The 22,488-nt window shown below is 73.0% G+C and carries 21 protein-coding genes; 11 read left to right on the top strand and 10 right to left on the bottom strand.

The genetic code is table 11. The features are described 5' to 3' along the window. The first annotated feature begins 195 nt into the window (after window positions 1–195). A complete protein-coding gene (locus IF11_RS0105900) occupies window positions 196–1,347 on the top strand; it encodes a sensor histidine kinase (protein WP_037727190.1) in 1,152 nt (383 codons plus the stop codon). Here IF11_RS0105900 and IF11_RS0105895 read toward each other — a convergent pair. Next, window positions 1,288–1,890 (bottom strand): response regulator transcription factor, encoded by a 603-nt coding sequence (locus tag IF11_RS0105895; RefSeq protein ID WP_030350354.1) that lies wholly within the window; start codon window positions 1,888–1,890, stop codon window positions 1,288–1,290. The two genes, IF11_RS0105900 and IF11_RS0105895, sit on opposite strands and share 60 nt — an antisense overlap. Before the next feature lie 119 nt (window positions 1,891–2,009). Here IF11_RS0105895 and IF11_RS0105890 point away from each other — a divergent pair, with 119 nt between their 5' ends. Continuing rightward, window positions 2,010–2,465: a hypothetical protein gene (locus IF11_RS0105890; protein ID WP_030350353.1), complete on the top strand. Its 456-nt coding sequence runs from the start codon at window positions 2,010–2,012 to the stop codon at window positions 2,463–2,465. A gap of 30 nt (window positions 2,466–2,495) precedes the next feature. On the opposite strand, the gene IF11_RS40730 is transcribed toward IF11_RS0105890, so the two are convergent. After that, window positions 2,496–3,278, bottom strand: coding sequence for an ATP nucleotide 3'-pyrophosphokinase (locus IF11_RS40730; RefSeq protein ID WP_157848409.1), 783 nt, complete (start codon window positions 3,276–3,278; stop codon window positions 2,496–2,498). A gap of 199 nt (window positions 3,279–3,477) precedes the next feature. Here IF11_RS40730 and IF11_RS0105880 point away from each other — a divergent pair, with 199 nt between their 5' ends. The 4 genes from IF11_RS0105880 (at window position 3,478) to IF11_RS0105860 (ending at window position 8,587) form a co-directional block, all read left to right on the top strand. Next, window positions 3,478–4,323, top strand: coding sequence for an oxidoreductase (locus IF11_RS0105880; protein ID WP_030350351.1), 846 nt, complete (start codon window positions 3,478–3,480; stop codon window positions 4,321–4,323). Between the two features lie 236 nt (window positions 4,324–4,559). Beyond that, complete coding sequence (locus IF11_RS0105870; RefSeq protein ID WP_051745543.1) at window positions 4,560–5,129, top strand: exo-alpha-sialidase; 570 nt, start codon at window positions 4,560–4,562, stop codon at window positions 5,127–5,129. Window positions 5,130–5,378: 249 nt separating this feature from the next. Then, entirely contained in the window at window positions 5,379–6,182 is an 804-nt protein-coding gene (locus tag IF11_RS0105865; RefSeq protein ID WP_051745542.1) for an HAD family hydrolase, read from the top strand. Beyond that, complete coding sequence (locus IF11_RS0105860) at window positions 6,179–8,587, top strand: glycoside hydrolase family 65 protein (protein WP_030350348.1); 2,409 nt, start codon at window positions 6,179–6,181, stop codon at window positions 8,585–8,587. Before IF11_RS0105865 ends, IF11_RS0105860 begins: the two co-directional genes overlap by 4 nt. A gap of 51 nt (window positions 8,588–8,638) precedes the next feature. On the opposite strand, the gene IF11_RS0105855 is transcribed toward IF11_RS0105860, so the two are convergent. Next, window positions 8,639–9,682 carry a zinc-binding alcohol dehydrogenase family protein gene (locus IF11_RS0105855; protein WP_051745541.1) on the bottom strand — a complete coding sequence of 348 codons (1,044 nt, stop codon included), beginning with the start codon at window positions 9,680–9,682 and terminating at the stop codon, window positions 8,639–8,641. A 117-nt stretch (window positions 9,683–9,799) separates the two neighbouring features. Between IF11_RS0105855 and IF11_RS0105850 the strand changes: the two genes are divergently transcribed. Beyond that, window positions 9,800–10,669, top strand: coding sequence for a COG4705 family protein (locus tag IF11_RS0105850; protein WP_078490489.1), 870 nt, complete (start codon window positions 9,800–9,802; stop codon window positions 10,667–10,669). On the opposite strand, the gene IF11_RS0105845 is transcribed toward IF11_RS0105850, so the two are convergent. Further along, entirely contained in the window at window positions 10,644–12,065 is a 1,422-nt protein-coding gene (locus IF11_RS0105845; RefSeq protein ID WP_051745540.1) for an ATP-binding protein, read from the bottom strand. The genes IF11_RS0105850 and IF11_RS0105845 overlap by 26 nt on opposite strands. Window positions 12,066–12,084: 19 nt before the next feature. Continuing rightward, window positions 12,085–12,843, bottom strand: a complete 759-nt coding sequence (locus IF11_RS38530; RefSeq protein ID WP_240627621.1) for a response regulator transcription factor — start codon at window positions 12,841–12,843, stop codon at window positions 12,085–12,087. A gap of 213 nt (window positions 12,844–13,056) precedes the next feature. Here IF11_RS38530 and IF11_RS0105835 point away from each other — a divergent pair, with 213 nt between their 5' ends. After that, complete coding sequence (locus IF11_RS0105835; RefSeq protein WP_030350343.1) at window positions 13,057–13,755, top strand: response regulator transcription factor; 699 nt, start codon at window positions 13,057–13,059, stop codon at window positions 13,753–13,755. 39 nt (window positions 13,756–13,794) lie between these two features. Then, a complete protein-coding gene (locus tag IF11_RS0105830) occupies window positions 13,795–15,111 on the top strand; it encodes a sensor histidine kinase (protein WP_030350342.1) in 1,317 nt (438 codons plus the stop codon). Window positions 15,112–15,132: 21 nt separating this feature from the next. On the opposite strand, the gene IF11_RS36385 is transcribed toward IF11_RS0105830, so the two are convergent. Then, on the bottom strand, window positions 15,133–15,462 hold the full coding sequence (locus IF11_RS36385; protein WP_051745538.1) for a hypothetical protein: 330 nt from the start codon (window positions 15,460–15,462) through the stop codon (window positions 15,133–15,135). Between the two features lie 322 nt (window positions 15,463–15,784). On the opposite strand from IF11_RS36385, the gene IF11_RS36380 reads away from it, so the two are divergent. Together IF11_RS36380 and IF11_RS0105815 are read left to right on the top strand one after the other, a co-directional pair. Beyond that, entirely contained in the window at window positions 15,785–17,029 is a 1,245-nt protein-coding gene (locus IF11_RS36380) for a sensor histidine kinase (protein ID WP_240627620.1), read from the top strand. Further along, entirely contained in the window at window positions 17,026–17,682 is a 657-nt protein-coding gene (locus IF11_RS0105815; protein WP_030350339.1) for a response regulator, read from the top strand. Before IF11_RS36380 ends, IF11_RS0105815 begins: the two co-directional genes overlap by 4 nt. Before the next feature lie 84 nt (window positions 17,683–17,766). Here the strand turns inward: IF11_RS0105815 and IF11_RS0105810 are convergent, their stop codons facing one another. Genes IF11_RS0105810 through IF11_RS0105795 form a run of 4 tightly spaced genes read right to left on the bottom strand, consistent with a single transcriptional unit; the run spans window position 17,767 to window position 22,455 of the window. Further along, entirely contained in the window at window positions 17,767–20,409 is a 2,643-nt protein-coding gene (locus tag IF11_RS0105810) for an FtsX-like permease family protein (RefSeq protein ID WP_030350338.1), read from the bottom strand. Further along, window positions 20,406–21,191 (bottom strand): ABC transporter ATP-binding protein, encoded by a 786-nt coding sequence (locus IF11_RS0105805; RefSeq protein WP_063759127.1) that lies wholly within the window; start codon window positions 21,189–21,191, stop codon window positions 20,406–20,408. Before IF11_RS0105805 ends, IF11_RS0105810 begins: the two co-directional genes overlap by 4 nt. Then, window positions 21,188–21,850 carry an ABC transporter ATP-binding protein gene (locus IF11_RS0105800; protein WP_030350336.1) on the bottom strand — a complete coding sequence of 221 codons (663 nt, stop codon included), beginning with the start codon at window positions 21,848–21,850 and terminating at the stop codon, window positions 21,188–21,190. The genes IF11_RS0105805 and IF11_RS0105800 overlap by 4 nt, the downstream gene beginning before the upstream one ends. Next, window positions 21,847–22,455 carry a hypothetical protein gene (locus IF11_RS0105795; protein ID WP_030350335.1) on the bottom strand — a complete coding sequence of 203 codons (609 nt, stop codon included), beginning with the start codon at window positions 22,453–22,455 and terminating at the stop codon, window positions 21,847–21,849. Before IF11_RS0105795 ends, IF11_RS0105800 begins: the two co-directional genes overlap by 4 nt. Window positions 22,456–22,488 lie beyond the last annotated feature (33 nt).

The following is a 22,488-nucleotide window of genomic DNA, read 5'->3' as shown; positions in this document are numbered from 1 at the left end:
AAAAAGTGAGATCTTCACGGGTTCGCGTACAACCCTCGGGGCGGGTCGGCTGTCAGGCTCATGGCGGAGAGCCCGCCCGGGGCCCTGAGACCGATCGATGACCCATCGCGGACCGATCCGGCGGGAGGGTCCCGCTGGCCGAAGGGAAGGTGGGGCCGGGTGCGGCTCCGGACATGGGTACCCCAGGGCTCCCGCGTGGCATTGATCTCGATGGTGCTGCTGGTGACGGGGTCCCTCGCGCTCCTCGCCGTCGATGTCCTCGCACAGCCCCTCAGCAGACGTTCCCTGATCACCGGTCTGATCCTGCTGATCCTGCTTCCCGCGGTCCTGCTCGGCCAGTACGCGCCGCCGCCCTACCGGCTTCCGTACCGCTGGCGCTGGGTGCTCCTCGGGCTCCAGACGCTCCTGACGTATCTGCCGGTCCTTCTCTTCGAATACAGCTGGCTCAGTCTTCTCGGCTTCCTGGCCGGCGCGGTGCTGCTGACCGTGCCGCGGCCCGCCTCGCTCGTCGTCGCGCTGGCGGTGGTGGCGAGCGGTCCGCTGCTGGTCCACAGCTCCCTGGTCAACACGACGCGCACCGGAACGAGCGTGCTCCTCTCCACCACGATCACGGGCAGCAGTGTGTACGCGGTGGTCCATCTCACCCTGCTCGCGGCCCGCCTCCAGGCGGCCCAGAAGCACACGGCCCGGCTGGCGGAACACCGCGAACGGGCCCGGATCACCCAGGACTTGCACGATCTGCTCGGATCCTCACTCGTCTCCATCGCCCTGCGCAGCGAGACCGCGCTGCGTGACACACCGGAGTCCACGGCGGCGCACCGCGCGCTGCGCGACATCGCGGCGCTGGCCCGCGGCGCGCACGACGAGGTACGGGCTGTGGCGCATGGCCATACGTCGGCCTCGCTGCAGACCGAACTCAGCCATGTGCAGCGGCTGCTGGCGGGCGCGGCCATCACCACCAGGACGACGCTGCCTCCGCAGCCGCGGCTGCCCGCCCCGGTCGGCAACTGCCTGAGCGCGCTGCTCAGGGAGGCCGTCGGGAACGTGCTCCAGCACAGCCGGGCGTCGCAGTGCGAGGTCGTGGTGGAGCAGGACTCCTCATGCGTGCGCCTGAGCGTCACCAACGACGGTGCCCCGGCGGCGACTTCGGACTCGGCGACTTCGGGCTCGGCGCAGCCCCGGGGGGGCACGGGCCTGGCCAGCCTGCGCTTCCGGGTGCTCGCCCTGGGCGGGGCGCTGGAGACGTCGCACACGGGCGAGCACTTCCGGCTCGTGGCCGAACTGCCGCTAGATCCAGCCGTGGCGCTCGGCGATGCGGATGGCGTCCACGAGGGTGCGCGCGCCTAGCTTTCCGGTGGTCGAGGCGAGCCGGTTGCGCACCGTGCCCACCCCGAGGAACAGTTCGGCCGCGATCGCCCGGCTGTCCGCCCCGTCGGCCGCCAGCCGCAGGGTCTCCGCCTCCCGAGCGGTCAACGGACTGACGGCCCCGGACGCGTCCGCGAGCGAACGCGGCTCGATCACCCGCCCGCCCACGGCGACCGTACGTACGGCCTCGGCCAGCCGCTGCGGCGTCACGGACTTCAGCAGATAGCCGGAAGCCCCGGCGTCCAGCGCCCGGCGCACATGCCCCGGCCGGTCCAGGGCCGTCAGCATGAGCATCCGGCAGCGCGGTGCGCGTACGGCCAACTCCCGGGCCAGGCCGAGTCCGTCCATCCCGGGGAGGTCGATGTCCAGGACGGCGACGTCGGGCGCGCACCGCTCCGCGACGGTCAGGGCCTCGGCCGCGTCCGCCGCCTGCCCGGCCACCTCGATGCCGAACTCGCCCGCTAGCAGGGCGACCAGACCGGCGCGGACGACATGCATGTCCTCGACCACAAGAATTTTGATCACACCAAGAATTATGTGCTCCACGCCGGGAGCATGAGCGTGATGAGCATTGGAGCAACAGTTGAACGGATCGTTTACAACGATCAGTTGACATCGACTTGTGTGTCGCTGATCCTGGTCGTATGTCCTCGACTTCCGGTCGGCCCGCCGACCCCTTCACGCCCCCGCACCCTGAGCAGGCGCGCGCGCACCGCGTCCACGCGTCCCTGTTCCGCATCGCCGAGCGGCACGCGGCCACCGACGAGCAGCGCCGCCGACAGGTCCATCCCTCCGTCATCGCGCCGCACGAGGCCATCAGGCTGGTGTCGTTCCTGCTCAGCGGTGCGGCGCAGCCCGACGACGGCGAGCCGGCGGTGGATCACGCCGACATCACCGCCGCACTGAGTCTCATCCCGCTGGCGCGCGGTGAAATGGACGAACTGGAGGCCGGGCTCCTCAAGATGGCCCGGGGCCGCGAGATGACATGGCAGGAGATCGCCTTCGGTCTCGGTCTCGGCACTCCGCAAGCGGCGAGGCAGCGGTACGAACGGCTGGCCGACCGCACCGCTGCCGACACGGACGGAGTGGGGGAGTCTTAGCCCCGCCTCAAGGGCTGAGGGCTACAGACCTCAGGGTGCGGCGAGTTGGGCCGCCCCGGCCGGTACGGGGACGGCGCCGAAGATCTCGTCCATCTGCCGCCGCAGTTCGCGGGCCCGCTCCGGGGAGGTGCCGGGCAGCCGCTGCTCCTCGTAGAGCCGATGGGTGGAGACGGCGGCGTCCCGGCTCTCCGGCGTGTGGAACTGGATCTCGAACCGGTGTTGGCTCGACGACTCGTCCCAGTTGGTGTTGATGCCCTTGTAGCCGGTCTTGCCGCCCCAGGTGTTCTTCCACCGCACCGCGGGACCCTGCCAGGCGGAGACGAACGTGGCGGCGAGGGTGACGCCGTCGGTGTACCGGTCCGTGGGCCACTGGAAGGTGTAGCGCAGGGAGTCACCGATACCGGCCAGGGCCTGGTCGATGTTCTGGCCGGGGTGGTCGACCAGACTGGTGGCCACCTTCCGCTTGAGGGAGTCGGGGGACTTCAGCCGCTGGTCGAAACCGGCCAGTTCGGCGTTGCTGAGCCGGGCGATGTTCCGCAGCCGGGGGCTGATGACCGCCTCGGTCCTGCGGGCCTTGCCCAGGAACTCCTCGACGGCGTTGTTCTCGGCCGGGCTCAGGCTCAGCCCGTCACCCCGCCAGCCCTCATCAAGCTCGGGTGCCGGAGCGGGGGCGGGTACGGGGGCGGCGAGCGGGGCGTTCTTGACCGCCGTACCGCCGGCTGTCGTGGTCACCGCGTGGGCGGCGGTGAGGTTCAGGGTGGCGGCGAGCGCCGTGCCGAGGGCCGCCGCGGCGGCCCTGCGCATCATGGTCATCGGGATGGATCCACCTGTTCGGTGCATGAGGGTGACCGGCGGTCACCGGGGCCCGGTTCAACCCCCGCGCGGGCGGACAGGTCACGGTCGCCCGCTCCGTCGGAGGCGTCCGGTTGTCGGCTGTTCCGGCGCCTCATACGCTCCACATGTCGATGACCGTCGGCCGCCGGCTCTCGGTCGCGGATAAGGAGCCACAGCCATGAGCGTCTGGATGATCACCGGTGCCTCGCGCGGATTCGGCGCGGAGATTGCCCGTACCGCCCTGGCCTCCGGGTACGACGTCGTGGCCACCGCCCGTGATCCGCGGACCGTGGAGTCCCGCTTCCCGGACGCGGGCGACGCCCTGCTCGCGCTTCCCCTGGACGTCACCGACGAGGACCAGGCCCATGCGGCGGTCGCCGCGGCGACGGAGCGGTTCGGCCGTATCGACGTGCTGGTCAACAACGCGGGCCGGGGACTGCTCGGCGCGGTCGAGGAGGTCTCGGACGCGGCGGCCAGGGCGGTGTACGAGACCAATGTGTTCGGCACGCTCAATGTGCTGCGCGCGGTACTGCCCGGGATGCGTGAGCGCCGGTCGGGACACATCGTCAACATGAGCTCGGTCGGCGGCTTCACCGCCTCGCCGGGCTGGGGCGTCTACGCCTCCACGAAGTTCGCCGTCGAGGGTCTGTCCGAGGCGCTGGCGGCCGAGGTCGCGCCGCTCGGCATCAAGGTGACCGTGGTCGAACCGGGCTTCTTCCGTACGGACTTCCTCGACGGCTCCAGCCTCCACACCGAGGCGAACGTGATCCATGACTACGCCGCCACCGCGGGCGGCACCCGGACCGGCGCGTTGGACCGCAACCACGCCCAGCCCGGCGACCCGGCCAAGGCGGCCCGCGTCATCGTCGACCTCGGCGGCAGCGAACGGGCCCCGCTGCGCATCCAGCTGGGAGCGGACAGTGTGGCCCGGGTGGAGGAGAAACTCCGCTTCGCGCACGACGAGTTGGAGACCTGGCGGAAGGTGGCCACGAGCACGGACCACGACGACGTCGCCACCGGCTGAGCCGCCCGCCACCTGCTGAGCCGCCCGCCATCGCGTCGGCCGGGCCCCCGGCCGCGCGTGGCGACCGGGAAGCGTGCTGTTCGTGCCGCTATGTTCCTCGCGGACCCCGCGCACGCACCCGCTCCGGCTACCACACCTTCCGTATCCCGGCCGCGCCCCAGGTACCGGGCGGAGCGCTGCTCGCGTTCGCCGAGGGGCGGCGCGATTCGGCCGCGGACGACGGCGACATCGATCTGGTGCTCCGGCGCTCGCTGGACGGAGGGTGCACCTGGCAACCGCTCCATGTCGTCGCCGACGCAGGCAGGGACACCGTCGGCAACCCCGCGCCGGTGATCGATCCGTCCAGCGGGGATGTGGTGCTCGTGACCTGCCGGACGATCGGTGGCGCGACCAAACGGCAGGTGGTGGCGGGCGCGGTCGCCGGATCCGTCCGCCGGGTGTACGTACAGCGCAGCACGGACGGCGGCCTGACCCTCTCCGTCCCGTTCCGGCCTCAGCCACTGATCGAGGGGCCCGTGGTGGAGGGCAGTGTGCTCCAGGTCCGTGGCCTGACGGGGTACGAACCGCTGCTGTACTCCGGTCCTTCGGACGCCATGGAGCGGCTCCGGATGCAGGTGCGGGCCAGCGGCGACGGCGGGCGGTCATGGCGACCGGTGTGGACGGTGTCGCCGGAGCGGGCCGGCTATTCGGACCTGGTGCAGACCGGCGCGGGGACGGTCGGCCTGCTGTACGAGACAGGACAGCGGACCTCTCACGACACCATCCGCTTCACCCGGCTCCCCCGGGTCTGGAGGCTCGTACCGTAGGACTCGGCCCTCACAGTGAGGCGAGCGGCTCGGCCTCGTAGGCCCGGCGCAGCAGCTCCACGAAGGACGGCGCCTCAACCATTCCGTACGGTGGGCCTGATCCGTACGGGAATCAGCGGGCCGGGGGAGAGACCAACGATTTCCGGGCCGCGCTCTTCGCCCGCCCCGCCGTGCCCGTGACCGTCAGCCGTGGTGCCATGGGTCCATGGGCCACCTCCTCGAACGGATCGGGCACGAACGGACCGGGCCATGACCGCCGCGCCGGTCCTGGCGCCGTGTCTGCGCTCCGTACGCGCCGTGGTCCTCGACACCGACGGGGTCATCACCGACTCCGCCGGAGTGCACGCCGCGGCCTGGAAGGGCGCGTTCGACGCGTGTCTGTCCGCCGCGGGCATTCGAGAGCCCTTCGACCCGGTGGACGACTACCGCCGCCATGTCGACGGCAAGTCCCGCGAGGACGGCGCGGTGGCGTTCCTGAAGGCGCGCGGACTCGACCTGCCGCTCGGCGATCCCGGCGACGGACCGGGAACGGCGACCGTCCGGGCCGTCGAGGCACGCAAGGAGCAGCTGTTCAACCGGCACCTGCGCGAGCACGGCGTCGACGTCTGGCCGGGGGCCGTACGTCTGCTCCACGCGCTGACCGCCGAGCACGTGCCGTGCGCCGCCGTCTCGGCGTCCCGGCACGCGACCGAACTGCTGACGGCGGCCGGAGTGCTCGGTCTGCTGCGGACCGTGGTGGACGGCAACGAGGCGCACCGGCTACGGCTGCCCGGCAAGCCCGACCCGGCGCTCTTCCTGGAGGCCGCACGCCGTCTCGGGTTCCCGCCCCGGGATACGGCCGTCGTGGAAGACGCGCTGCCCGGTGTCGAGGCCGGCCGGCGCGGCGGGTTCGGTCTGGTGATCGGCGTCGACCGGACGGCCGGCCCGACGAGCGCGGCCGAGCTGCGCGGGCACGGCGCCGATGTGGTGGTCGCCGACCCCGGGGAGCTGCTGATCGAGGAAGAACGCCGGGGCAGCGTGAACAGGAGAAGTGTGAACGGGAGAAGCGGGTGACCACACGCGCCTGGACCTGGACCTACGAGGGCTACGACCCCGGAGCTGAGCGGCTGCGCGAGGCGCTCTGCACGCTGGGCAACGGCTACTTCGGCACCCGCGGCGCCGCGTCGGAGACGTCCGAGGGACCGGCGCACTACCCCGGCACCTACGCGGCGGGCGTCTACAACCGACTGATCTCCACCGTGGCGGGCCGTCAGGTCGAGAACGAGGACATGGTCAATCTGCCCAACTGGCTTCCGCTGCGCTACCGCGTACGCCCCGAAGGAGCCGCACCGGGACCGTGGCTCTCCCCCGACGGCCCCCACCTCCTCACCCACCGGCAGAGCCTGGACCTGCGGCACGGCACCCTGACCCGCTGGTCGGTGTACGAGGACGACGCCGGGCGGCGGCTGCGCGTGGAGCAGTGCCGGCTGGTGCACATGGGCGAGCCGCATCTCGCGGCGCAGCGCACCTCGTTCACCGCCGAGGGCTGGGCCGGGACAGTGGAGGTGGAGTCGGGTCTCGACGGCGATGTGCGCAACGCGGGAGTGGAGCGGTACGGCGATCTCGCGAACCGGCATCTGACCCATCTGCGCACCGGCGCGGAGCGCGACGACACCGTGGTGTGGCTGCGGTGCCGCACCGTCAACTCCGACATCCGGATCGCGCTGGCCGCGCGTACCCGCGTCACCGACCGCCCTGCCCACCCGCCCCATGCCCGGCTCACCGTCGGACAGGCCGTCCAGACCCTCACGATCCCCGTCGGGCGCGACGAGACGGTGGCCGTCGACAAGACGGTCGCGCTGTACACCTCCCGTGACCCGGCGATCAGCGGCCCGCAGACCACCGCCGTCCAGGAGGTACGGCGGGCCGCCGACTTCCCCCGGCTGCTGGCCTCGCACCACCGCGCCTGGGAGCGCATCTGGCGGGAGGCGGCGCTGGACGTGCCCGGCGAGGCGGGCCGGATCCTCCGGCTGCACCTCTTCCATGTACTCCAGACGCTCTCCCCGCACACGGCCGGGCTGGACGTCGGCGTACCGGCCAGAGGGCTGCACGGCGAGGCGTACCGCGGGCATGTCTTCTGGGACGAGCTGTTCGTCCTGCCGTTCCTCAACCTGCACTTCCCGGAGGTCTCCCGCTCCCTGCTCGGCTACCGCCACCGGCGGCTGCCCGCGGCGATCCACGCGGCGCGGAGCGTGGGCCGGCGGGGCGCGATGTACCCCTGGCAGAGCGGCAGCGACGGGCGCGAGGAGACCCAGGAACTGCATCTCAACCCGCGCTCGGGCCGCTGGCTGCCCGACCACTCCCGGTTGCAGCACCATGTCGGCTCGGCGGTGGCGTACAACGTCTGGCAGTACTGCCAGGCCAGTGGCGACACGGAGTTCCTGCACACCGACGGCGCGGAGACGCTGCTCCAGATCGCGCGGTTCTGGGCGAGCAGCGCGGTCTGGGACCCGGCGCTGGAGCGATACCGCATCCGCGGTGTCGTCGGTCCCGACGAGTACCACGACGGCTACCCGGACGCCACGGTCCCGGGGCTGGACGACAACGCCTATACGAACGTCACCGCCGCGTGGGTACTGACCCGGGCCCTCGAACTCTGCCGGACCCTGCCCCTCTCGCACCGCCACCAGCTCTTCGACCGTATCCGGCTCGCGCCGTCGGAACAGGACGGCTGGGACGATATCGCCCACCGGCTCCATGTGCCGTACCACGCGGGGGTCATCAGCCAGTTCGCCGGATACGGGGACCTCGCCGAACTCGACTGGGAGGGGTACCGGAAGCGGTACGGCGACATCCGGCGGCTGGACCGGATCCTGGAGGCGGAGGGCGACACGGCCAACCGCTACCAGGCGTCCAAGCAGGCCGATGTGCTGATGCTCGGCTATCTCTTCTCGCCCCGGGAACTCGCCGGACTCTTCCGGCAGCTCGGTCACAGCCTTGACGACGACTCCTGGCGGGCCACCGTCGACTACTACCTCGCCCGCACCAGCCACGGGTCCACGCTCAGCTCCCTCGTCCACGCGTGGGTGCTGGCCCGGGTGCGCCGTGAGGACGCGTGGGCCTTCGCCGAGGAGGCGCTCGCCGGGGACGTGGCCGACGTTCAGGGCGGCACCACGGCGGAGGGCATCCATCTCGGCGCGATGGCGGGCACCCTGGACTTCGTACAGCGCGGGCTGACCGGTCTGGAGACGCGGGACAACGCGCTGTGGCTGGATCCGGCGCCGCTGCCCCAGCTGTCGAAGTTCGGGGTCGGCATCCGCTACCGCAGTCACTGGGACGTGGATCTGCGCATCCGCGCCCAGCGGGTACGGATCGCCGTACCGGACGGGACCGACGGTCCGGTACGTGTGGTGCTCGACGGGGTCGAATCCGTCATCGCCCCCGGCACCACGCGCCGGCTCGAACTGCCCGGTGTGTGAGTCGGCCGGATACCCGGGTCAGTCGGGTACGCGCGTCAGTGGGTACGCGCCTCAGTCGGGTACGAGCACCGCGGCGCCGTTCACCCGGTCGGCCGCGAGGTCGGCGAGCGCCCGGTCGGCCTGGCTCAGCGGATAGCGGCTGACGCTGACGCGGATGCCGATGCGGTCGGCCAGGGCGAGGAAGTCGTACCCGTCCTGGCGGGTGTTGGAGGTGACGCTGCGCAGATTCCGCTCCTGGAAGAGATGGCGCTCGTAGTTCAGCACGGGAATGTCGGAGAGATGGATTCCGGCGATCGAGAGCGTGCCCGACCGGTCCAGGGCCTCCAGCGCCACCGGCACCAGATCACCCACCGGCGCGAACAGGATCGCCGAGTCCAGCGGCTCCGGCGGCCGGTCCCGGTCGTCGCCCGCCGAGGAGGCGCCCAGCTCCATGGCGAGTTCACGTGCCCGCACCGACCGGGTCAGCACATGGACCGTGGCGCCCTCGGCCAGCGCCACCTGCGCGGCCAGATGGGCGGAGGCGCCGAAACCGTAGATCCCCAGACGCCCGCCGCGCGGCAGCGCGCTGCGGCGCAGCGAACGGTAGCCGATGATCCCGGCGCACAGGAGCGGCGCGAGCAGCGCGGCGTCCTGGTTCTCCGGCAGCGGGTAGGCGAACGCCTCGGGGACAATGGCCAGTTCGGCGAAGCCGCCGTCCGCGTCCCATCCCGTGTAGAGGGACCGGGGGCAGAGGTTCTCCTGTCCCGCCCGGCAGTAGCGGCAGGTCCCGCAGGTGCCGCGCAGCCACGCCCCGCCGGCCCGGTCGCCGGTACGGAACCGCGTCACGTCCTTGCCGACGGCGCTCACCCGGCCGACGATCTCATGGCCGGGGATGCTCGCCGGGCGGTGCGGGGTGAGATCGCCCTCGGTCAGATGCAGATCCGTACGGCAGACACCGCACGCCTCCACCCGCAGCAGCAGTTTGCCGGGGCCGGGGACGGGCACGCGGCGGCTGACCCGGACCAGCGGCCGTCCGGTGCTGATCGGTCCTGGGGTCTCGACGGCCCAGCCGCCGTAGGTCTCCGTGGCGGGCGCGGCGGACGCGGGAACAGCCATAACCCCAGCCTGCGTCGGGCGCCGACGCGCGGCAAGCGGGCACCGCCCCGACGTGCTCAGGAAGCGGTCGGAAAGTGGTCAGGAAGCGTTCAGGTACGGACTGCCAGCCTCCCGTGCATGACAACCAACAAGCACGCGGCGGGAGCGGCGCCGCGAAGCCGCGAGATGTGGAACAAAGTCCCCGAAGTCACCCTGTACTTCTGGGTCATCAAGATCCTCTGCACCACCGTGGGCGAGACCGCGGCCGACCTGCTCAACGCCAATCTGGGCCTGGGCCTGACCAACACCTCGTATGTGATGGGGGCGCTGCTGGCCGTCGCGCTCTTCTTCCAGTTCCGGGCGCGCGCCTATGTGCCGTCCCTGTACTGGCTGTCCGTCGTCCTGATCAGCGTCGTCGGGACGCTGGTCAGCGACAACCTCACCGACAACCTGGGCGTCCCGCTGGAGACGACCACCTGGATGTTCGCCCTGGCGCTGGCCGTGACGTTCGTCGCCTGGTACGCGAGCGAGCGGTCGCTGTCCATCCACACCATCCACACCCGGCGGAGGGAAGCCTTCTACTGGCTGGCGATCCTCTTCACCTTCGCGCTCGGCACCTCGGCGGGCGATCTCGCGGCCGAGCGCCTCGGCCTGGGCTACTGGGTGTCCGCCGTGCTGTTCGCGGTGCTGATCGCCGCGGTCGCCTTCGCCCGCTTCACACTCGACTTCCACGCCGTCTGGTCGTTCTGGATCGCGTACGTCCTCACCCGGCCGCTCGGTGCCTCGCTCGGCGACTATCTCTCCCAGGCGCGCGCGGACGGCGGGCTCGGCCTCGGGACGGTCGGTACGAGCCTGCTCTTCCTCGCCGTCATCCTCGGGCTGGTCGTCTATCTCACCCGCAGCAAGAGGGATGTGGCACCGCTCGGGAGTGACGGCGACAGCGGCGGAAGGAGCGGCTTCGGGGAGCACGCACGCGACCGGTTCAGCCTGCCGGAAGACGTACGGTAAACCGCGCTCCGGGGCCGGTTCCGGGCGTGGAGCCGGCCCCGGCCCCGGCGGTGTCCAGCGTGATGTCGCCGCCCGCGGCACGGGCCAGCCGGCGGGCGAGCGCCAGGCCCAGACCCGCGCCGTCGTGTCCGTCGCCGGGAGCGGCGCGGCGGCCCGGTTCGAAGAGCCAGGGCACGAACGACTCCGGCACCCCCGGTCCGTCGTCGACGACACTCACCTCGACCGCCCCCGGCACCGCCGCGCACTCGATCACGACGGAGCGCACGGCATAGCGCCGGGCGTTGTCCAGGAGCGGCATCAGGATGCGCTCGGCCACGGCCTCCGAGACACCGGCCGTCGCCGGGGCGCCACGGACCAGCACCGGCGGCGAGTCCGGATGATCCGTGGCCGTACGCTCCGCGAGCGCCCGCGCCAGATCGAGCGGCCGGCAGCGGCCCGGGACCTGCGAGCCCCGGGTGCGGGCCTCGGAGAGCAGGCTCTCGCAGATCTGCCGCATGGTGGCCGCGGCGCTCGCGATCGCCTCGTGCGAGACCCGCTGCTCCGCGGCGTCGCGCGGGCGCTTGACCAGCCACTCCGTCTCCGCCGTGATCCGCGCCAGCGGGGTGCGCAGCTCATGGGAGAGCTCGGCGCTCTGCTGCTGCTCATGGCGCAGGACCGCCGCGAGCCGGTCGAGCAGCTCATCGAGACTGGCCGCGAACGAGGCGAGTTCCGCCGGGCGGCCCTCGGTGCCGAAGCGCCGGGCGGTGCCCTCCTCGCTCCACAGGGCGGCCTGCGCGCTCATTTGACCCACGGGCCGCAGCGCCCGGCGTACGGCCAGCCGCGTCAGCAGATAGACCGTTCCCAGCAGCAGCACCGCGAGCACGACCGACGCCGTCAGGGCCGAGTCGGCCGTACTGCGGTACGGATCGAGGCCGACGGAGGTGACGACCGTACCCACCTGCTCGCGACCGTCGGCGTCCTTGACCGGCAGGGCGTACAGCCGGGTGTCGCTCGGGTCGCTGACCTCGGCGAACGTGTCGGCCTGCCCGGCCAGCCGGTCGGCGCGTTGTTGCAGGGCCGCCGGTACGCCGGGCGGCTTCTCGATCGCGTGCCGCCCCTGATAGATCCACACCCCGGCGTCGAGGGCCTGGTCCTCCGACGGCTCGTGGATCACGAAACGGCCGTCGGGCCGGGGCTCGATCGTGGCGGCGACCGCCTCGGCCCGGGTCCGCAGGACATCGTCCGCCTGCGCGTGCAGTCTGCCGTTCAGGGCCAGGTTGAACGCGGAGGTCAGGACGGCGACCCACAGCGCGCTGGTGATCAGGGCGACCAGGGCGAGCCGGCCCCGCAGGGTGCGGGGAGACAGGAATCCCCGCAGGAATGCGCGCAGGCGCCGCGCGGTGGTCCGTACGCTCATCCGCGTCCGCCGGGCCTTCTCATGCGGTGCTGTCCGTGTTCGCCGCGGTTCCCGTGCTTGCGGCGGTACCCGTGCTTGCCGCGCTTTCCGTGCTTTCCGAGGGCTCCGTGCTTTCCGCGAAGCGGTAGCCGATGCCCCGTACGGTGCTGATGCCGTGCGAGGCACCGGCCTCGCGCAGCTTGCGCCGCAGCCGGGTCAGATACTGGTCCAGGGTGTTCTCGCTGACCTGGGCGCCCTCCGGCCAGCCGGCCCGCAGCAGAGCCCGGCGGCGCACCGCCGTGCCGGGAGCGGCCATGAGACTGGCCAGCAGCCGGAACTCGGTCGGTGTCAGGGACACGGCGGCGTCGCCCGCGGTCAGCTCGTGCCGTACCGGATCCAGCCGCAGCCCGCCCGTGTCGATCGACGGGTCCCGCCCGGCCCGGCGCAGGGCGGCGCGGATACGCGCCGCCAGTTCGGCCAGGTGAAAGGGTTTGGCGAGATAGTCGTCCCCGCCGGAGGAGAACCCGGACAGCCGGTCGGTGAGCTGGTCGCGCGCGGTGAGGAACACCACAGGCGCGGTGACTCCGGCGGCGCGCATGGCCTGGCAGACATCGCGGCCGTCGGAGTCGGGCAGACCGATGTCCAGCACCACGGCGTCCACCCGGGCATCGACGCGGCGCAGCGCGCCGACGCCGTCGGCCGCGGTCACGACCTCGAAGTCCTCGTCGCGCAGACCTCGGGCGAGTACATCGCGCAGGCCGTGGTCGTCCTCGACGACCAGGACACGGTGGGTGGTCACCGGGCCAGTATTACCCGGACGCCACCGGGCGGGCGTATGCCTGCCCTGGGGCCGCCCCGGCGCGGACCACGCGTTCAGGTGGCGTTCAGGTTCGCGGGTCCACCATCGTCGCCGGGGCGCAGGGGCCCCGTAAGCGCGGCAAAGACTGGGCGGGGCTCGTCGGGCTCGGCGGGGCTCGTCGCTCCCTCCCCCGGACACGAGGCAGTGGGTGACATGGCGGCACGCATCGTGGTCGTCGAGGACGACCCGGCCATCGGAACCGGGCTGATCGGCACCCTCCGCGTACTGGGCCATGACACCCGGTGGTGCCCCGACGGCGGATCCGCGCTGGAGAGCGTCGCGCGACGGCCCGCCGAACTGCTCCTCATCGACCTCGGGCTGCCCGATATCGACGGGTTCGCACTCTGCCGTCAGCTGCGCGAGCGCGCGCCGGACGCGGTCCTCGTCGTGCTGACCGCCCGTACCGCCGAGATGGACGTCATCCAGGCCCTGGAGTGCGGCGCCGACGACTACCTCACCAAGCCGTTCCGGCTCGCCGAACTCCAGGCGCGCGTGTCGGCCCATCTGCGCCGCGCCGCGCCCGGCGGACACGAAGGGCCTGCGCGGATCAGGCTGGGGCCGCTGGTGATCGACAGATCGGCACGGCGCTGTACCACCGCCGCACGGGGCGAAGTGCCGCTCAGGCCCAGGGAGTTCGACCTGCTGGTACGCCTCGCGCTCGGCGCGGGGCAGGCGGTGAGCCGCGAGGAGCTGATGAGCGATGTATGGGACGAGAACTGGTTCGGCCCCACGAAGACCCTCGATGTGCATGTGGCCGCGCTGCGCCGGAAGCTGGGCGACCTCGTACGGATCACGACGCTGCGGCAGTTCGGCTACCGGCTCGAACCACCCGGTCCTCCGGTCGGTCCGTGATGCTCCCGGGCGGCACGCCGTAGCGGGAAGGAGCGGGCCGTGCGGCGTCGCATCCTGAGGGCGACCGTGGTGGCGGTGGTGTGCGCGGTGCTGCTGTTCGCCGTACCGCTGGGCATCGTGGTGCTACGGCTCTACCAGCAGGACGAGGTACGCGAGTTGCAGCAGCTCGGCGAACAGGTCGCGGTGAGCCTGCCCGCGCGGCCCGTACAGCCACCTGGTTCCGACCCGGTCGAGCTGCCCCGCGCCGAGCGCGGCACCCGTATCGCGGTCTACGACCCCGGGGCGCGGCGCGTCCTCGGCGACGGTCCCCGGGCGGGCGACGGGCCGGTGCGCGAGGCCGCACGGGGCCGGGCCTCCTCGCAGCGCCTGAACGACAGCCTGGTGGTGGCGGTCCCCGTCGGAGGCGCGGAGCGGGTACGGGCCATGGTCCGGGTCAGCGCCCCCGCCTCGCAGCCGCTCCGCAGGACCGCGCTGACCTGGAGCGGCATGCTGGCGCTCGCCGGGCTCGCGGTCGGTACGGGAGTGGTCCTCGCGCTCCGCTCCAGCAGACGCCTGGCGCGTCCGCTGGAGGCGCTGGCCGGTACGGCGCGCCGGATGGAGGGCGGAGACCTCGGGGCGCGGGCCGAGCCGTCCGGGATACCGGAGACCGACGCGGTCGCGAGCGCCCTGGCCCGCACGGCGGGACGGGTCGATCAGCTCCTCCAGCGCGAACGGTCCTTCAGCGCCGATGTGTCGCACCAGCTGCGCACCGCGCTGACGGGGGTACGTCTCGATCTTGAGACGTCGTTGGCAGCGGGCGACGGCGGCGACCCGCGCGAGGCGATGACCTCCGCGCTGGAGCGGCTCGGATCGATGGAGACGACCCTGGCCGATCTGCTCATCCTGGCGCGCGACGCCCCCGAGCGGGCCACGCTGGACCTCGCGCCGCTCCTCGACGATGTCGCGCGCCGCTGGCACGGCGAGCTGGCCGCCCAGGGCCGGCGGCTGCGGGTCCTGGCGGAGGACGACCTGCCCGAGGGCGCCGGGTCGGGCCGCGCGGCCCGGCAGATCCTGGATGTCCTGCTGGCCAACGCGTGCGGCCACGGCCGGGGGACCGTGACCGTACGCGTCCGGGACACAGGCGGTGTGCTCGCCCTCGATGTGGAGGACGAGGGGCCGGGGATCGCCGACGACCGGCCGCTCTTCGAGCGCCGCCCGGAGGACGCCACGGGCCATGGCATCGGCCTCGCGCTCGCCCGTTCGCTGGCCGAGGCGGAGGGCGGCCGACTCTTCGTCTCCCGTCCGCGCCCGCACCCCCGCTTCACCTGGCTGATCGCCGCGCCTCCGGCCGATGGCGCGTCTCCGGCCGACGGATAGGCGGCGTACACGGCGTACCGGTCAGCGGTCAGCCGTCGTCGCGGGCGCGCTCAGCTGCCAGACGCGCGCCGGGGGCACATTGCTCCGGACAGTGCGGCAGTCGACGGCATGCGCCCGCTGGAAGGAGTCGAGCACATGCACGACCCCGCTGTGCCGCGCCAGGCTCCGGGAGCTGCCGAACACCGCACGCAGCCGCGTGGTGCCGCGGTAGCCGAAGTACGTCAGACGGCCCCCGGGCCTGAGCGCGGTCAGATAGCGCGCGAGCAGGTCGGCCACGGCGCGGGGCCGCCCGGTACGGTCCGCCAGCGGCGCGGCGAGCGCCTGGGTGAGCGGGCGCCCGCTGGGCGTCACGGCGCCGGTCGTACGGAACGTCCGCAGTGTCTCGGCGAAGAACAGCCCCCCGGTCGGCGAGCCGCCGGGCCGGGGTACGCCGGACCCGCGCGCCGGCGGCCGGGGGTATGCCGGTGTGTGAGGTACCGGACGGTGAGCCGCCGGACCGTGAGGTGCGGACCAGCGGGGTACGGGGCGGTGGAAGAGCCATACGAGCGACGCCAGGGAGCGGCAGGCACCGGGGAATCGGCTGTTGTGCGACGGCGGTGTCCGACGAAAGTCGGGGGTCGCGATGTCCGTCCGGCGGGGGTACGCCGCGTACCCGCGTCTCTAGGATGACGGGGTGAAATCCGAGCCCGGACGCAGAATGCCGCTGTGGGTGGAGGCACCGTCGGCGGTGGCGCTCGCCCTGATGTCCGTACTGGAGGGCTACCGGTCGGCCGGTGACACGCTCGCGGATCCCGCGCCGTATGTGGCGGTGATCGCCTCGTTCGCGGCCCTCGGCCGCCACCGGTATCCCCGTGCGGCGGCGGGCGTGGCGCTCGCGTCGGCGGCCCTGGGCGCCCTGCTGCCGCTGCTGGTGACGCTGTACCACTTCTCCTCGCGCGGCAGGCTGCGCGAGGTGTGGGTGTTTCTGGGGATCGTCCTGACCGCCGGGCTGCCATGGCTCGCCGTCGCGCTGACCCGGGGGCAGCCGCTCTCCGGAGGGCGGCTGAGCAACTGGACCAACGCGAGCTTCGGCAATTCCGTGCTCATCGGTCTCGCGCTGGCGCTCGGCATGTGGCTGGGCAGCAGGCGCCGGTTGCTGGAGGCCCTGACGGACCAGGTGGAACAGCTGCGGGTGGAGCGCGAACTCCGCGCGGAACAGGCGAGACTGGCCGAACGGTCGCGCATCGCCCGCGAGATGCACGATGTCCTCGCCCACCGGCTGAGCCTGCTGATGCTGCACGCCGGGGTGCTCCAGCTGCGCGGGGAGGGGATGCCCCCGGCCACCGTGGAACGGATCGCCCTGCTGCGGAGCACGGCCGGGCAGGCGCTGGACGATCTGCGCGAGGTGCTCGGGGCGATGCGCTCCGAGGACCGGCCCGCCGGGACGGCCGGTGCTGCCGGAGCGCATGGGGCGGCCGTGGCGGCCCCGGCGCTCCAGGATCTGGCCGAACTGCTCGGCGAGGCACGCGCCGCCGGACAGCTGATCGAGTCGACGGTGTCCGGCGATGCGGGCAGCACCTCCACCTCCCACCGCCTGGCGGTGCACCGGCTCGTACGGGAAGCCCTGACCAACGCGCGCAAGCACGCGTACGCGGCGCCGGTCGCCGTGCGTGTGCATTACGGGCCGCCCGCCACGACGGTCGAGGTGGTCAACGGGCCCGCCGGGGAAGCCTTCCCCACGTCCGGAGGCCCTGAGGAACTGGGTGGCGCACGGACACCCGGTGGGTACGGTCTGATCGGTCTGGCGGAGCGCGTCGCGGCGCTGGGCGGTCATCTGCACGCGGGTGCCACCGGGGGCGGCTGGCGGCTCGCCGCCCGGCTGCCCGTGGCCTCCCTCGACCTTTCCACGGCGGCCGCGTCACGAGAGGCCGCATCGTGATCAACGTCCTGGTGGCGGACGACGACGCCCTGGTGCGGCTCGGTCTTGTCGATCTGCTGACCACCGACCCGGAACTGACCGTCGTCGGTGAGGCGGCGGACGGGCTGGCCGCCGTCGAGCAGGCGGGCCGGCACCGCGTCGACATCGCGCTGGTCGACATACGGATGCCGCGTATGGACGGTATCGCGGCGACCCGGCGGCTGCGCGCGCTCCCGGCCCCGCCGCGGGTGATCACCCTGACCACCTTCGACCTGGACGAGTACGTCTACGACGCGCTCGCCGCGGGCGCGGACGGCTTTCTGCTCAAGGACACCGATCCGCTGGAGATCATCCGCGCGGTCCATGTGGTCGCGGCCGGCCAGGGCATGCTGCACCCCGCCGCGGCCCGTCGGCTGATCGACCGTTACCACCACGCCGAACGGCCCGCGGCGCTGGCGGCGCGCGCCAAGCTCACCCGGCTGACACCGCGCGAGACGGACGTTCTGGCGCGGCTCGCGCTGGGCTGCTCCAACGCGGAGATCGCGACGGCGCTCGGGATGCGCGAGAGCACCGTCAAGGCGCACATCAGCCGGATCCTGACGGCACTCGACGCCGGAAACCGCGTCCAGGCAGCCCTGCTGGCCAGGGACGCCGGGCTCGGGACCCCCGGTTGACCCCCGGTTGAGCTCTGACGTGACGACATGACCGGGGGCCGCGGACGGCGCGTCGCCGCCCGCGGCCCCCGGGGTACTGGCCCCTCACAGCTCCCGTAGCTCGGTGAGCGGAGGGCGCCGCGCGTGACGTACGGCCGCCCAGGCCGCCGCCGCCAGCGCGGCCACCGTGACAGCGGCCGTCGCCAGCAGATACGCCCAGGGAACGGCGACCTGCGACGGCGGCGGATCGAAGACCCCGGAGAGCACCTTCACCAGCATCTGCGACAGCGACCACCCCAGGACCGCGCCGCAGGCGCCGCCCGCCACGGCGACCAGGGCCGCCTCGCTCCACACGAACCCCGACAGCTGACGGCCCCTGGCCCCCAGCACCGACGCCAGGGCCAGTGTGCGCCGCCGCTCGGCGAGCCCGAGCGCCAGGACCAGACCGCCCGCCGCCGCCGCGATCACCAGCGCGAAGCCCAGCTCGACCCGGGTCAGCCCGGCGAGATCGACGGCCGTCAGGCTGGAGCCGATGACCGTACGTGACGACGGCAGATCCGTGACATGCGCGTTCGGTCCGAGCAGGGTCCTGGCCCGCGCCGCGACGGACTGCTGGGCCGTGCCGCCCGTGTCGACCAGCAGGGTTCCGACGGCCGCGCTGCCCGTCGTACGGGCGATGTACGAGGAGTTGGCGACCAGGAAGCTGTCCTTTGGCGCGGTCGGGAACTCCTTGACGACACCGGCGAAATGGAACGGGATCGTCCGGGGCCCGCCCGTTCGCGCGTCCGTCAGCCGCAGCCGGACCTGATCCCCGGGACGGAGCTGGAAATCGTGCGCGGTCTCCGCGCTCACCAGCAGCGCGTCGGGCCGCCGCGCGAGCCGGTCCATCAAGCCGCTCGCGGTGCCGCCGGAGAAGTAGGCGTCCTGCAAACGCCCGGCCGACACGATGCTCTTCGGCTGGACCCCGTACAGGTCCTGGAGATCGGCGCCGACGTACGCGAACCGGTGCTGGACCGGTTCCACATGCTGTACGCCGGGCACCCCGGCCAGCTTCGCCGCGTCCGCGGTCCCGGTGGCGCCGTTCGTCGAGGTGGTGACCGTGACATCGGCGCCATTGGTCAACACCGCGTCCACCTCGGCCTGTTGACGGTAGGTGGAGTTGAACACGGCGGTCGACGCGGCGAACGCGCAGGCCAGGGCCAGCAGGACGACGGAGCGCAGCACGGCGCCGCGCTGCCGCGAGACACCGGCCGCGACCGTCCCCGCCAGCGCCCCCGCCGCGGGCCGGAACAGCCGCTGGAGCAGCGGCCTTCCGCGCCGCAGCAGCAGATCGGCCAGCAGCCAGGCCAGCACCGCGCCGCCCGCCCACAGCAGGGCCGGTCCCGCGAAGGCCCAGTAGTCCACGGAGAGGGACGCGGTGCCCTCGGGTGCGAGGACCAGGGCGTACGTGGTCGTACTGGTCGCGCGGAAGACCGCCAGCGAGCCGGCCAGGAGGACGGCGGCCATCGCCCACCACGCGGGGTGCGGCGCCGGGCGGCGCGCCACCGCCGTACGGCCGGACGCGACGGTCGCGCGGCGTGCGTCGTAGCGCGCGGGCAGCAGTACGGTCGCGCCCGCCACCCCGAACCCCACGGCCGACGCGGCGAGGGCCCAGGACAGGGGCACCCCGGCGGTGTGGAGCGCAACGCGGCCCACCAGCGCGGCCAGCGCCAGCCCGCCCGCCGTCCCCGCCACGGCGACGACGACGGCCTCCACCGCCGCGAGCCCGACGAGCTGCCGTACCGTCGCGCCCCTGGTCCGCAGCAGCGCCTGCTCCTTGCGCCGCCTGCCCGCGCCGGCCTGGGCGACCGCCCAGGTCAGGGCCGCCGCCAGTACGGAGCCGGGTACGCCGAGGAAGAGGAAGAGCAGCTGCGCGTACAGGGCGTCGGCGCGGGCGGCGTCCAGCACGGCGCCCAGATTGTCACCGACCAGCCCGGCCCCGGCGAGCCGTACCTCCGCGTTGTGCGCGCTGCCGGTGGCCGCGGTGTACGCGGCGGCCGGGTCGGGCGGCAGGCCGTGGCCGCGCAGGGTATGGATCTGCGTCCGTACCAGGTCGGGCCGCGGGACCGCGAGCGGATCGAAGACGGTGTGCCAGGTCCGCTGGGGGAGCAGCACGATGTTGTCCGGCGGGGCCGACGGCTGGGACTGCGGCGGAGCGCCGACCTTCTGGAACAGGGAGTCGGCGAGCGGGAGTTCCACGACACCGTCCACCCGCAGCCGTACGGCGGGCAGTCCGGCGCGCTTGACCGCGATGGTGTCGCCGGGAGCCGCGTGCAGGTTGGCGGCGGTCTGCTGGGCGAGCAGCACGCCTTGGCCGTGTCCCGCGAGGACGCGGATCTCGCCGGGGAAGGTGCGTGCGTAGTCGGCGGGCAGCCCGAGCACGGACCCGGGACCGGTGGTCTGGAGGGTGCCTCCCGTCCGCGCCTCCAGGCCGCTCGTGCCCGCGTAGCCGACCGGCAGCGCGGCCTTCGTACCGTCAAGTCCGCGCACGGTGGACAGCACCGCGTTCGGATCGGCGCCGTCGGCCACCTGCACCTGCCAGTCCACGGACACCGTCCGTACCGACTGGGAGGTCATGGTGGCGCGGGTCTGGGAGAGGAAGCCGCCGAGCAGGGACAGCAGCGCGACGGCCACCATGACGCCCGACGCGGTGGCGAGGAGCCGGCCGCCGCGTACCCGCAGCAGCCCGGAGAGCCACATTCCGATCATCGTGCCTCACGCTCCTGACGTTCCCCGGCCCGGCGTTTCCCGGCCAGGCGCTCTTCGGCCCGGTCTTCCTCGGCCCGGTCTTCCTCGGCCGTGCCGTCCGGGAGCACCAGGCGCCCGTCGGCCATGGACCAGCGGGTGGGCAGCGCGTCGGCCACCCGCATGTCGTGTGTGCTGACCAGCACGGCCGCGCCGAGCGTGGCGGCGGCCGCGAGCAGCACCCCCATCACCTGTCCGGCGCTCTCCCGGTCCAGCTGCCCGGTCGGCTCGTCCGCGAGGATCAGCCGCGGCCGGCGCGCCAGCACCCGGGCCACCGCGACCCGTTGGGCCTGGCCCGCCGACAGTTCGTCCGGCAGTTTCGACGCCAGCGCTTCGAGCCCCAGCTCCTCCAGCGCCGCGAAGGCGCGCGCGTCCGCCTCGGCCTGCGCCACACCGTCGATGCGCAGCGGCAGGGCGACGTTCTCCACCGCCGTGAGCGGCGGCAGCAGACTCGGACCCTGGAAGACGACACCGATATGCCGGGGGAGGGACCCCTCGGGCAGACCGGGATGCGCGACCCGGCCGGCCGTCGGCCGGTCCAGACCCGCCATCAGATGCAGCAGCGTCGACTTGCCCGAGCCGGAGGGCCCGACCACGGCGATCCCGGCGCCCGCGGTGACCGCGCAGCTCGCGCCGTGCACGGCGACCACCGCGCCGGGGCCCGTACCGTACGTACGCGCCGCGTCCGTGCAGACGACCAGCTGCTCTCCGCCGGGCGTTACCGTCTCTGTCCCGTTCGCCGTCATGCCACCCACCGTCCGTCCCGCAGCCGCAGCACCCGGTCGGCGACGGCGGCCACCTCCCGCGAGTGGGTGACGACCACCATGGACGTCCCCGTGGCGGCCCGTTCACGCAGCAGCGTGAGAATCCGCCGCTCGGTCTCCGCGTCGACCTCGCCGGTGGGCTCGTCCGCGAGGACGACGGCCGGATCGTTGGCCAGAGCCACGGCCAGACCGGCGCGCGCGGCCTCCCCGCCGGACAGCTGCCGGGGCAGCGCGCCCGCACGTCGGTCGATCCCCATCTGCCGCAGCAGGTCCTGTCCCCGGCCGCGGTCCGGTACGTGCGAGAGCCGCTGGACGAGCCGTACGTTGTCGGCGACGGTGAGGTGGTCCAGCAGATTGCCGGACTGGAACAGCACTCCGATGTGTTGTGCCCGGATGCGGCTGCGCAGATGTTCCCGCTGGTGGGACAGCGGCCGGCCGGCCACGCGCACCATGCCGCCGTCGGGTTCGTCCAGCCCGGCCAGACAGCTCAGCAGCGTCGTCTTGCCCGAGCCGGAAGGCCCGGTCACCGCGACGATCTCGCCCTTCGCCACCTCCAGCCCGACGCCCTGGAGCGCGAACGTCTCCTCCTCGCCCGCCCGGAAGAACCGGTACAGGGAGTCCGCGCTGAGCGAGGCGGTCATCGCGTCCACCGGAAGGAGTCCGTGACGGTACGCCAGGGGTCCACGTTGTCCGCTCCCACGGCGCCGGACAGGGTCAGGACGACCTGGGTGCCGTTCTTCCAGAAGACATACCGCTCCACGTCCTGCTGGACGCTCTTGCCGGTCACCCCGTCGGGGGCCGAGTCCGCGCGGTACGTGGCGAGTACGGCGTCGCCGCCCTGCCGCTTCACCGTGCTGACCTTGCCCACCTTCACGTTCTTCGCGGACCGTTCGACGGCGGGGAGGTCGACCGAGCGCACGGACTGAGCGGTCGGCGCCTGGGCGGCCGGCGACGGCTCGACGCGGACGCTGTTGAACTTGTCGCTGAAGACCGTGGCCCGCCCGGCGGCCTGGCGCGCCCAGCCCTCGGGCACCTTCACGGAGAACCCGCCGCCCGACGGTGACCAGGCCACGTACACCTGGTTGTCGGGGATGTCGCCCGCCGGATTCGACTCGGGCGCCGGGGCAGCCGCCGACGAGGAGGATGACGAACCGGAACCGGCTCCGGAGCCGGAGGAGGTGGAACACGCCACGGCTCCGGTCAGGACCATCAGACCGGTCAGCGCGGCGGACAAGGTACGACGCATGGTGACACCTCTGCGCAGGGATCGGAACGAGCC

Source organism: Streptomyces scopuliridis RB72 (assembly GCF_000718095.1).
Lineage (GTDB): Bacteria > Actinomycetota > Actinomycetes > Streptomycetales > Streptomycetaceae > Streptomyces > Streptomyces scopuliridis.
Note: the sequence above shows the minus strand (reverse complement) of the source record. Positions and strands in the feature narration are given on the sequence as shown.